The following is a 12,626-nucleotide window of genomic DNA, read 5'->3' as shown; positions in this document are numbered from 1 at the left end:
GAATCCAATCGATCAGGAGAACGAAAAGCGATGAAAACGATATTGGGAAAGCTGTTCAGGGCAGTACGCAGATGGTTCGTGCCGGGCGCGTTGGCGCTGCTCGCGCTCGGATGCATCGCCCATGTTGCGTGGAAGGCCTCCGGCTCCGGACAATGGCAGCAGGTCCGCGACGAAGACGGCGTCCAGGTCTTCACCCTGAAGGAACCCGGCGCCACGCTGCTCAAGTTCCGGGCCACCACGCGGGTGAAAACCAGCCTGGCGAGTTCGGTGTTCCTGTTCCGCGGCGACGAGTCGACCAACGACGACTTCGGCGGCAAGCACTTCCGCATTTTCGACCGCATCGAAAAGCCGTCCGTGTACCGCGCCTACTTCAAGGTCGAGCAGCCGATGCCGCCGCCCTTCGGCACCAAGGAACTGGTGTGCCTGCTGAACTACGCGCAGGACCCGAAGACGAAGGAGGTGCTGATCAACGTGCAGGCGGCGCCCAGCAGGATTCCGCCGACGCCCGGCACCACGCGCGTCACGCACCTGAACAATATGTTCCGCCTGACGCCCCTGCCGGATGGCATGGTGCAGTGGGAAGTCACGGGCGACGTGGACATGGGCCTGTTCTATCCGCTGGCGAACCTGGCGATGCCGCAGTTTATGTTCCAGGGGATTCGCGACCAGCGCAAGCTCGTGTTGAATGACAAATACCAGAAGGTCAGCCTGGTCTCGGTGCAGGAACTGTAAGCCGCCGCGGCCCATTCACAGGGGAAAACCGGAAATGAACGATGCAAGCGCAAAAGACAAGGGCAGGGAACAGGGCCGGTTCGCCCGGCGGGCCAGGCGTGGCGGCAAATGGGTGCTGGGCATCGTCGCCGTCCTGGCCGTGGCCCACGTCGCGTGGGTCGATTCGGGGTCGAGCCGGTGGAAGCTGGTCAGCGACACCGACGGCATCCGCGTGTCGAGCATGAAGACGCCCGGCTACAGCCTGTTGAAATACAAGGTCGAGATGCACCTGGACTCGAAGCTGTCCGACATCGTGTATTACATGAGCGACCTGAATACCGGCTACGACGTGGGCGCGTCCGATATCCACCGGCTGGAGCAGGTGACGGCCGATCCGATGTTCTACGCCTACGACACCTACAAGCTGGACCTGAAACCCTTCGGCAAGCTGGACGTGATGATCGTGAACGAATACGTGCAGGACCCGGTCACGAAGAAGGTCAACATCAACGTCTATGCGGCGCCGAACAAGCGCGCCGCCGATCCGGGCATCCCACGCGTCGTGCACCTGAGCGACAACTTCACGCTCACGCCGCTGGCCTCCGGCGGCGTCGACCTGCAGCTGCTGTCCGAAATGGACCTGGGCCTGCCCTACATCGTGCAGAACCTGGTGATGCCGGGCGTGGCGCACGACGAGTCGGCGAAGATGCGCGCCATGCTCAAGAAGGACAAGTACCGCAACGGCAGGCCCGCGTTCATCACCGAACTGCACGACGACCGCAAGCTGGCCCGCAACTGACGTCCCGTTTTGAATCCGCACGCGCGCCGCCGGCGCATCCCTCAGTTTCGCAAGGACAGAAGCATGAGTGTCTCGATCAACAACGATTACGTGGCGCGCCAGGCCACCGATAACGATCTGCCCCGTCTGTACGAGCTGGAGGCGCTGTGCGCGCAGCCCGGCCGGGCCTCGCGCCAGCAGATCCGCGCGCGCCTGAAAAAATGCCCGGAAGGACAGTTCGTCGTCGAACACGGCGGCCGGGTGATGGGGGTGCTCTACAGCCAGCGCATCGCCGGCGTGGACGCGCTGGCGGGGCGCAGCGCGGCCGACGTGCACCAGTTGCACAAGGCCGCGGGCACGGTGGTGCAGGTGCTGGCGCTGAATGCCGATCCGCAAGCACCGGACGGCGCCGCCGACGCGCTCCTTGCCGCGCTGCTCGACGCCTGCCGGCGCGCGCCGGACGTGACGCAAGTGGTCGGCGTCGTCGACGAGGCGGCCCTGGCCTGGCACGTGGCGCACGGCGCCGGCGTCGTCCGCACCGTGCCCGGCTACCGGACGCACGATGTGGGCAATCCCGGGCCCGACACGCTGGTGTCCTACGCCGCCGAGCACCACCTGTTCGTGCTGTCCGCCGCCAACCGGGAGCGCCTGGAGGCCTACGCGGCCCGGGTCGCGCAGTGGCTGGAAGCGCCGCCGCCCGGGATCACGCTGGCGGACGCCATCCACACCTGGCAGGCGGCGCGCACGCCGATGAAGGCGCGCCTCGCGATCCTCGTGTCCGGGCTGGACGACCTGCGGCACAAGCTGCAGCGCTGGCTCGTGCAGGACGCCGCCGCCGGCACCTGGTCGGGCGCGGCCAGGCCGGGCGCGGCGCAGGCCGAGGCCGGACAGCAGCGGGTGCTCGATGCCTGCGCCCGCGCGGACTGGGCGCAGCTGGGCGAGCTGTGGGCGGCCGGCAGCGACATCGACTGGCGCAGCGTGCGCGCCGCCGGCCGCCGGATCAGCGTGCCGACCTATCCGTTCGCGCGCGAGCGCCACTGGATCGAGGAGACGGCGGAGGACGCCGGCGCGATGTCCCGCACCGCGCCGTGCGACGCTCCCACGCACCTGTTCGTCAATCCCGTCTGGGAGCCGGCGCCGGCGACGACCTGCAACGGCACCGCGCCGGCCCTGCCGGTGGGCGAGCATCACGTGATGCTGTGCGAGATGGCCGACGTCAGCGCCGAGCACCTCGCGGCGCTGGTGCGCGGCGCCGATTGCGCGCACCTGCTGCAGGCGCCGCCGTCCGGCATCGGCGAACGCTATACCGCCTATGCGCTGGCCTGTTTCGAGAAGGTGAAGGCCATCCTCGCCGCGCACCCGCGCGAACGGGTCCTGCTGCAGCTCGTCGTGCCCAACCATCCGGAACCGGCGCTGCTGGCCGGCCTGTCCGGACTGCTCAAGAGCGCGTCCGACGAGAACCCGCAGTTCATCGGCCAGGTGATCCTCACCAACGGCCGCGCGCCGGCCACGCTGGCCGAGCGCCTGCGCTTCGAGCGCGAACGTCTCGACAATGCGGTGGTCATGTATGTGCGCGGCGCGCGCCACGTGCTGCGCTGGCGGACCGTCGCCCGCGACGCGGCCGCGCCGGACCCGTGCATCGCGTTCCGGGACGACGGCGTGTACCTGGTCACGGGAGGCCTCGGCGGACTCGGTGTCCTGTTCACCCGCGAGATCCTCGCGCGCGCGCCGCGGGCCAGGGTCATCCTCACCGGCCGCGCGGCACCGGCGGGCGACAAGGCGCAGCGGCTCGCGCAACTGGCGCGGCAGGCCGCCCGGCCGGAGGGCGCCGCGGTGGTCTATCGCGAGGTGGACCTCGAGGACCACGAGCAGGTCGCGCGCCTCGTGGCCGGCATCGTGGCGGAATACGGGCAGCTCAACGGCGTGCTGCACTGCGCCGGCATGGCCCGCGACAACCTCGTCCTGAACAAGAGTGCCGCCGAGTTCCTGCAGGTGCTGGCGCCGAAGGTGCACGGCACGCTCAACCTCGACGAGGCCACGCGGGACGCGGGCCTCGACTGGTTCGTGCTGTTCTCGTCCGCCGCCAGCGTGTTCGGCAACGCGGGGCAGGCCGACTATGCGGCGGCCAACGGGTTCATGGACCAATTTGCCGCCCACCGCAACCGACTGGTGGACGGCAAGGAGCGCCGCGGCCGGACCCTCGCGCTGAACTGGCCGCTGTGGCAGGACGGCGGGATGGCGGTCGGCCCGGCCGTCCTCGCGAGCCTGCACCGCACCACCGGCCTGTTGCCGCTGTCGACGGCGACCGGCCTGCGCATCTTCCACGAGAGCCTGGCGGCCAGGTGCGGGCAGGCGATGGTGCTGGAAGGCGACAGCGACAAGATCGGGGCGATGGCGGCGGCCGCGCCGCTGACCGCGCGGGTGCACGCGGCGCGCCGTGCGCAGCCGGCGCTCGACGCGGGCCGGCTCAGGGAGGCGACGCTCGAGCGGATGCGCCAGCTGTTCGCCGAGACGACCCGGCGCGCCGCGGCGAAGATCGACGTCGACGAAGAGCTGATGGTGTACGGCATCGACTCCATCATCATCGGCAACCTCAATCTCGCGCTGGCCCGGGTCTTCGGCGACATCGCCAAGACCCTGTTCTTCGAATTCAAGACGCTGGCCGAGGTCACGGACCATTTCGTCAAGGCGTATCCGGCCGAATGCGCCGCGTGGACGGGCATGGCGGCGCAGGAGCCCGCCGCGCCGGCCGCGGCCAGCCTGGCGCAGGCCGTCCCGGCGCCGGCGCCTGCGCCCGCCGCCGGCGCGCAGGAACCGATCGCGATCATCGGCATCAGCGGCGTCTACCCGCAGGCGGCCGACCTGGATCAGTTCTGGGCCAACCTGCAGGCCGGGCGCGACTGCATCGGCGAGATACCCGCCGACCGCTGGGCGCTCGACGGGTTCTACGAGCCCGACGTGGAACGCGCGGTCGAGCAGGGCAAGAGCTACAGCAAGTGGGGCGGCTTCATCGAGCAGTTCGCCGATTTCGATCCGCTGTTCTTCAACATCTCGCCGCGCGAGGCCATGAACATGGACCCGCAGGAGCGCCTGTTCCTGCAGGAGTGCTGGCGTGCGCTGGAGGACGCCGGCCATACCCGCGCCGACCTGAAACACAGGTACGGCCGGCGCGTGGGTGTCTTCGCGGGCATCACCAAGCCGGGCTACAACCTGTACGCGATGCATGCGCCGCATGCGGGCGAGCCGTTCCTGCCCTATACCTCGTTCAGCTCCGCCGCCAACCGCGTGTCGTACTTCCTCGACGTCACCGGGCCGAGCATGCCGGTCGATACCATGTGCTCCTCGTCCCTCGTTGCGATCCACGAGGCCTGCGAGCATATCCGGCGCGGCGAATGCGAGGTCGCGTTCGCCGGCGGCGTGAACCTGTACCTGCATCCGTACACGTACAAATGGCTGTCGTCGCACCGGATGCTGTCGCGCGACGGCGCCTGCCGCAGCTTCGGCGTCGGCAGCAACGGCTTCGTGCCGGGCGAGGGCGTGGGAACCGTGCTGCTCAAGCCCTTGTCGCGCGCGGTCGCCGACAAGGACCCCATCCACGGCGTGATCCTGGCCACGCACGTGAACCACGGCGGCAGGACCAACGGCTACACGGTGCCGAGTCCCAGGTCGCAGGCGGAACTGATCCGCGCGGCGATCGACAAGGCCGGCATCAAGGCCGCGGACATCGGCTACATCGAGGCGCACGGCACCGGCACGGAGCTCGGCGATCCGATCGAGATCGCCGGGCTGCAGCAGGCCTTCGCGGCGGACGGCGGTGCGCCGGGCGAATGCAGGATCGGCTCGGCCAAATCGAATATCGGCCACCTGGAGGCCGCCGCCGGCATCGCCGGCCTGACCAAGGTGCTGCTGCAGATGAAGCACCGGCAGGTGGCGCCCAGCCTGCACGCGGACGTGCTCAACCCGAACATCGCGTTCGGGCAGACCCCGTTCCGCGTCAATACCCGCCTCGGCGCATGGGATGCGCCCGCGGCGGGCCGGCGCGTGGCCGGCATCTCGTCGTTCGGCGCCGCCGGCGCGAACGCGCATGTGCTGGTGCAGGAATACCAGGCCGTCGACGCGGCCGCCGCCGCGCCGGGCGACGGCAAGGCCGTCGTCGTGCTGTCCGCGCGCAGCGCCGCCCAGACCAGGCAGCGCGCGCGCGACCTGCTGCGCTTCATCCAGGCCGCGGACCAGCCGCCCGACCTGGCCGCGCTGGCCTACACGCTGCAGGTGGGGCGCGAAGCGATGGCGTCGCGCCTTGCCATCCTGGCCGGTTCGACCGGCGAGCTGGCGCAAAAGCTCGAGGCCTGGCTCGACGGCGGCACGGGCATCGTCGAGCTGTACGAGGGCCAGGCGACGGACGGCGGCGACGGCCTGCACCTGTTCGGCGGCGACGAGGACTTCCGCGAAACGCTGGAAAAATGGATCGCGCGCCGCAAGCTGGCCAACCTCGCCGAACTGTGGGCGCGCGGCATCGACATCGATTGGGCCAAGCTGTACGGGACGTCGCACCCGGCGCGCATGGCGCTGCCCACCTATCCGTTCGAGAAGAACCGGCTGTGGGTCGATGCCATCGTCGACACCGCGCCCGCACGCGCGGCCGGCGCCGCCGTCCTGCACCCGCTGGTGCACGCCAACACGTCCGACTTCAACTGCCAGCGCTACCGTTCCGTCTTCCGCGGCGACGAGCCGTTCCTGCGCGACCACCAGGTGCGGGGCGAGAAGATTCTCCCGGCCGTGGCCTACCTCGAAATGGCACGGGCCGCGCTGGTGCTGGCCGCGGGCGAGCCGGCGCAAGGCATGGTGCTGGAGCTGCGCGACACGGCCTGGCCGCAGCCGCTGGCGGTGAGCGGCGCGCACGAAGTCGGCATCGCGCTGCATCCGGGGCAGGCGGACGGGCAGATCGAATTCGAAGTCCGCGGCGGCGGCGCGCAGGTGCTGCATTGCCAGGGCCAGGCCGCGTTCGTGCCGGCCGCGCCAGGCGCTCGCATCGACCTGGCAGCGCTGAAGGCCGCGCTGAACGAAGGCGGCGAGGAGGGCGCGGGCATCTACGACGACTTCCGCGGCATGGGCGTGGACTTCGGCGCCGCGCACCGCGCGGTCGAGCGGATCTGGCGCGGTCGCGGCCAGCTGCTGGCCGAACTCCGGTTGCCCGCTGTCGTCGAGCATGACGCGGGCAGCTACTGCCTGCATCCGAGCCTGATGGACGGCGCGCTGCAAGCCTCCATGGGCCTGATGGACGACGCGGTTCGCCGGTCGCGCCAGCCGTTCCTGCCGTTTGCGCTGGACACGCTGCGCGTCTTCGCACCATGCAGCGGCGCGATGTTCGCCTGGCTGCGGCGCGCACCCGGCGCGGCGGACGGCCCCGGCGTCGTCAGGTTCGACGTCGACCTCGTCGACCGGAACGGGAATATCTGCGTTCAGATGCACGGGTTCACGTCGCGCATCCAGGACGCGGAGGGTGTACCGCGCGCGGCCGCCGCGCCGGCGCAGTTGCACGGCCTGGCGCCGGTGTGGAACCGCGTGACGCCGCCGGCGTCCGCCGCGACGGCAAAGGTGCTGCTAGCGGGCGGCGACGACGCCGCGTTCGATTGGGTGCGCGCCTCGTACCCCCACGCGCGCCGGCTGGACCTGTCCGCGCATGCCGCCATCGAGACGCTCGCCGCGCAGCTGGACGAGGCATCGTTCGACCACCTGCTGTGGGTCGCGCCCGCCGAGGAACCCGGCGCGGACGGCATCGCGGCGGCGCAGGAGGCCGGCGTGCTGGCGGTCTTCCGGCTCGCCAAGGCCTTGCTCGCGCTGGACTACGGGCACAGGAAGCTGCGCTGGACGCTCGTGGTGCGCGGCACGCAGGCGGCCGCGCCGGGCGACCGCATCGCGCCGGCCCACGCGGGCGTGATTGGCCTGGCGGGCAGCCTCGCGAACGAATACCCGGACTGGGACATCGGCGTGCTCGATGTCGACGGCCGCGGCTTGCCTGCCGCCGGCCAGTGCCTGGCCTGGGCCGGCGCAGGCGACGACCGGCGAGGCGTGCTGGCCTGGCGCGGCGGGGAGTGGTTCCGGCAGGGCCTGGCGCGCGTGGCCGCGCTGCCGCAGCCGCCGGCGCCTTACCGCCAGCGCGGCGTGTATGTGGTGATCGGCGGCGCGGGCGGCATCGGCCAGGCGTGGAGCCGCTTCATGATCGAGCACTACGACGCACGGCTGGTATGGATCGGCCGCCGCCCGCTCGACGCCGCGATTGGCGCGGCCATCGAAACGCTCGGCCGCTGCGGGACGGCGCCGGTCTATCTGTCCGCCGACGCCGCGGACCCGGACGCGCTGCGCGCCGCGCGCGACCGGATCCTGCAGGCCTGCCCGGCGATCCACGGCGTCGTGCATTCGGCCATCGACCTGCAGGACCAGAGCGCCGCGCTGATGGACGAATCGACGTTCCGGGCGAGCCTGTCGGCCAAGCTGGACGTCAGCGTGAATCTCGACGAGGTCTTCGGCGGCCTGGACCTCGACTGCATGCTGTTCTTCTCGTCGCTCATTTCGTTCACCACCGGCGCCGGGCAATCGAATTATGCCGCCGGCTGCACGTTCAAGGACAGCTTCGCGCGCGCCGTCGCGCAGCGCCGTCCTTACCCGGTCAAGGTGATGAACTGGGGCTACTGGGGCAACGTCGGGGCGGTCAGCGGCGCGTTCTACAACCGGCGCATGGAGCAGATGGGGATCGCGTCGATCGAGGCCCCCGAGGCGATGGACGCGCTGCAGCGGTTCGTCGGCGCCGCATTGCCGCAGATGGCCGTGGTCAAGACGCTCGCGCCGGACGTGCTCGACACCATCGCGCTGGCGGAGACCGTGGCCTGCTACCCCGGGCATGACGCGGCCCTGTTGCCGCAGGTGGCGCACGCCGTGCGGGCGGCGTTCGCCGCGCGTCCGGCCGCGCAACTGCGGCAGGACCTGCCGGGCGAGCGGACGCGCGCGCTGGCCGCCGACATCCTCGCGTCCACGCTGGCGAGCCTCGGCCCGCAGACCGTGACGGGCGTGGACGGCCGCTGGCTCGCGTCGAGCGCGCAGTACGTGCGCGAGCATGCATGCCGCGTCATGCCGCTCGACGAGGCATGGGCCGCATGGGAGGTCGGCAAGCGGGGCTGGCTGGTCAACCCGAACCTGCGCGCGCAGGTCGCGTTGCTGGAGACCTGCCTGCGCGCGCTGCCGGACATCCTGACGGGCCGCCGCCGCGCCACCGACGTCATGTTCCCCGACTCGTCGATGGCCCTGGTGGAAGGCGTCTACAAGGGCCATGCGCTGGCCGACCATGCCAACGACGTGCTGGGCGCCGCGCTGTGCGCCGGCATCGAGCGCCGGCTCCAGGCCGACAAGGGCGCGCGCATCCGGATCCTGGAGATCGGCGCCGGCACCGGCGGCACGACGGCGCGCATCCTCCCCGCCCTCGAACGCTTTGCCGCCTCGATCGACGAATACTGCTATACCGACCTGTCGAAGGCGTTCCTGATGCACGCCGAGGAACACTACCGGCCGCGGCTTCCGGGCCTGCGCACGGCGCTGTTCGACGTGTCGCAGCCGCTCGCGGGGCAGGTGCCGGCGCCGGACAGCTACGACTTCGTGCTCGCCACGAACGTGCTGCACGCGACCCGCGACATCCGCGCGACCCTGCGCAACGCCAAGGCCCTGCTGAAGCGCAGCGGCGTCCTGCTCATCAACGAAATGTGCGGCTGGTCGCTGTTCAGCCACCTGACCTTCGGCCTGCTGGAAGGCTGGTGGCTGTACGAGGACGAGGCGCTGCGCCTCGCGGGCAGTCCCGCGCTGGCGCCGGAAAACTGGCAGGCCGCGCTGGAGCAGGAAGGGTTCGAGGCGGTCGCGTTCCTGGCCGCCGACGTGCACGAACTGGGCCAGCAGGTCATCGCCGCCAGCAGCGACGGGCAGGTACGGCAGTCCATCGCGGCCTTGCCGCCCGCCGCTGCCGGCGCCGCGGCCGTGGCGGCGCCGGTGCCGGCGCCGGCGCCCGCCTCGACGGGGGGCGCCCCCGCCCCCCCATCGCAGCGCGAGCAATGCGTCGCCTACCTGCAGGGCGTCGTCGCCAGGACCCTGAAGATGGACGCCGCGCAGGTCGCGCCGGGCCGCCCGCTCACCGACTTCGGCCTCGATTCGATCCTGGTCGTCGGCCTGACCAACCAGCTGCGCAAGGCCTTCCCGGGCATCACGAGCACGCTGTTCTTCGAGGTGCGGAACATCGCGGCCCTGGCCGACCACCTGCTGGCGCACAAGCGCGAGCACGTGGATGCGCTGTTCGGCGCCGCGCCTGCGCCGGCGCCCGCCACGGCCGCCGCGCATGCCGGCATCGGTCCGATCCGCACGGCCCGGCCGGCGGCCGCGCAGCCCGTGGCGGCGGGCGGCATCGTCGACGTGGCGATCATCGGCGTCAGCGGGCGCTATCCGCAGGCGCCCGACCTCGACGCGTTCTGGCGCAACCTGGCCGACGGCCGCAACTGCGTGACCGAGATCCCGGCCGAGCGCTGGGACTGGCGCGACTGGTTCGATCCGGAGAAGGGCCGGCCCGGCAAGACCTATACACGCTGGGGCGGCTTCCTGCGCGACATCGATTGCTTCGACCCGCTGTTCTTCAGGATCTCGCCGAAGGAAGCCAAGCTGATGGACCCGCAGGAGCGGCTGTTCCTGGAAACCTGCTACCACGCGATCGAAGACGCCGGCTACACGCCCGACACGCTGGGCGCCGTCGACAAGGTCGGCGTGTTCGCCGGCGTGATGAATGCCCGCTACAACGCGCAGCCGCTGTACTACTCGATCGCGAACCGGGTGTCGTTCGCGCTGAATTTCCAGGGCCCGTCGATGGCGGTCGACACCGCATGTTCGTCGTCGCTGACGGCGATCCACCTGGCGCTCGAGAGCCTGTACAGCGGCCTGTCCGAATGCGCGATCGCCGGCGGCGTGAACCTCATCATCGATCCGGTCCACTACCTGGAACTGTCGTCGCTCACCATGCTGTCGGAGGGACGCGCGTGCAAGTCGTTCGGCGCCGGCGCCGACGGCTTCGTCGATGCCGAAGGGGTGGGCGCGGTCATCCTCAAGCCGCTCGCGCAGGCGGAACGGGACGGCGACCATATCTACGGCGTCATCAAGGCCAGCGCCGTCAACGCCGGCGGCCGGACCAACGGCTACACGGTGCCCAATCCGGTCGCCCAGGCCGCGGTCGTGGCCAAGGCGCTGGAGCGCGCGGGAGTCGATGCGGCGGACGTCAGCTATATCGAGGCGCACGGCACCGGCACCGCGCTGGGCGACCCGATCGAGATCGCCGGCCTGGCGCGCGCCTTCGAGCGCGCCACGCACGAGCGGCAGTTCTGCGCGATCGGCTCGCTCAAGTCGAACATCGGGCACTGCGAGTCGGCCGCCGGCATCGCCGCCCTGACCAAGGTGCTGCTGCAGTTGAAGCACCGGCAGCTGGCGCCGTCGCTCCATGCGGAGGTGAGCAACCACGAGATCGACTTCGCGCAGACGCCGTTCCGACTCCAGCGCAGCCTGCAGGACTGGCAGCGGCCGCGCCGCGATGCCGGCGGCGTGCGGCGGGAGGTCCCGCGCATCGCCGGCATTTCGTCGTTCGGCGCGGGCGGCGCGAACGCACACCTCGTCGTGCAGGAGTACGTGGCGCCGCACGCCCCGGCCCCGGCGCCGGCGCCGGGCCAGGTCGTCGTCCCGCTGTCCGCCCGCACGGCGGAGCAGCTCGCCCACAAGGCGCGCGACCTGCTCGGCTTCGTCCGGCGCGCCGGGCCCGACCTCGCCGCGCTGGCCTACACGCTGCAGGTGGGCCGTGAGGCGATGGAAGAGCGCATGGCCGTCCTGGCCGCGTCGCCCGCGGAGCTGGAGGAGCGCCTCGAGTCGTGCCTGCGCGGCGACGCCGGGAACGGATGCGCGTGGCGCGGGCGGGTGAAGCGCGGCCACGAGACTGCCGGTCCGGCGGCGGACGAGACCCCCGCGGCGCTCGCCCAGGCCTGGATCGCGGGCGTCACCGTCGACTGGAGCCCGCTCCACCGGGGCGGCCGGCCACGGCGCATCGGCCTGCCGGTCTATCCGTTCGCGCAGGAGCGCTACTGGCGCGCGCGGACCGACGCCGTGCGCGTGCCGGCCGGCGCGGCCGGCCGGTGCAAACCGGACGTGCTGCATCCGCTCCTGCATCGCAACGTATCGGACATCCGCCAGCAGCGCTACCGCTCGGATGTCGGCGGCAGCGAGTTCTTCGTGGCGCAGCTCGGCGCCGTGCGCGTGGTGCCGCCGCTCGTGTACCTCGAGATGGCGCGCGCCGCCGTCGACGACGCGCGCACGCCCGTGCCGGAATCGATCCGTGCGCAGCAGGCGATGGAATTGTTCGATGTCGCCTGGGCCGAGCCGATGACGGTCGAACCGGGCCGGCAACTGTTCGTCGCCTTGTTCGCGCAGGATGACGACCGGCTGGGCTACGAAATCTACAGCGCGGGTGCCGGCATGGACGAGATCATCCATTGCCAGGGACAGGCGCTGCTCGCCGCCGCGGCGGCACCGGCGCCGGTCGACCTGGCGCGGCTGAAGGCGCGGATGCGCGAACAGTCGCCGGGCCTGCATCTCGGCGCGGGTGAGTTGCTGGCCGAGCTGGCGCTGCCTGCCGCCGTCGCGGACGACCCGGACGCGGCGCACGCGGGCCTGGTCCTGCATCCGGCCGTGCTGGACGCCGCGCTGCGGGCCGCAGCCGGGCTGCTCGGGCCGGGCATCGAGCCGGTGCTGCCGGCGGCGCTCGAATCGCTGCGCATCCTGGGGGCCTGCGGCGCGGGGATGGCGGCGTGGGTGCGCCGCGCCGGCGGGCCCGCGAGCGCCAGTGTGGATGTCGACCTGTGCGACCGGGAGGGCAGGGTCTGCGTGCAGATGCGCGGCCTTGGCTATGCAGACGCGGCGTCCGCGCCCGCACCCGTGGCAGCGGCAGTATCGCCCGCGGCAGCGGCCGCGGCGGACGGCGGCATCGTGCTGGCCGCACCTGCCGCGGCCGGGTTCACGCCGGCCGCGCCGGCGCAGCCGCCGCAGATCTCGCTCGCCATGGACTGATGTCCGC

General features: G+C 71.5%; 3 protein-coding genes. All 3 read left to right on the top strand.

Features of this window, described 5'->3' with window-relative positions; genetic code table 11:
- Positions 1-30: 30 nt before the first annotated feature.
- The gene (locus ACEN9Q_RS13645) at positions 31-732 is read left to right on the top strand and encodes an SRPBCC family protein (protein WP_495628836.1); all 702 of its coding nucleotides are present in this window, start codon (positions 31-33) and stop codon (positions 730-732) included.
- A 34-nt stretch (positions 733-766) separates the two neighbouring features.
- On the top strand, positions 767-1,510 hold the full coding sequence (locus ACEN9Q_RS13640; protein WP_495628835.1) for an SRPBCC family protein: 744 nt from the start codon (positions 767-769) through the stop codon (positions 1,508-1,510).
- Positions 1,511-1,573: 63 nt separating this feature from the next.
- Positions 1,574-12,619 carry an SDR family NAD(P)-dependent oxidoreductase gene (locus tag ACEN9Q_RS13635; RefSeq protein WP_495628834.1) on the top strand — a complete coding sequence of 3,682 codons (11,046 nt, stop codon included), beginning with the start codon at positions 1,574-1,576 and terminating at the stop codon, positions 12,617-12,619.
- Positions 12,620-12,626 lie beyond the last annotated feature (7 nt).

The sequence above is a fragment of the Massilia sp. Masssp93 genome, from assembly GCF_059491295.1.
This window is presented reverse-complemented; position numbering and strand designations above follow the sequence as displayed.

Bases quoted from the DNA above. Each gene is read 5' to 3' on its own strand.
- ACEN9Q_RS13645 (WP_495628836.1), top strand. From the start codon at position 31: ATGAAAACGATATTGGGAAAGCTGTTCAGGGCAGTACGCAGATGGTTC.
- ACEN9Q_RS13640 (WP_495628835.1), top strand. From the start codon at position 767: ATGAACGATGCAAGCGCAAAAGACAAGGGCAGGGAACAGGGCCGGTTC.
- ACEN9Q_RS13635 (WP_495628834.1), top strand. From the start codon at position 1,574: ATGAGTGTCTCGATCAACAACGATTACGTGGCGCGCCAGGCCACCGAT.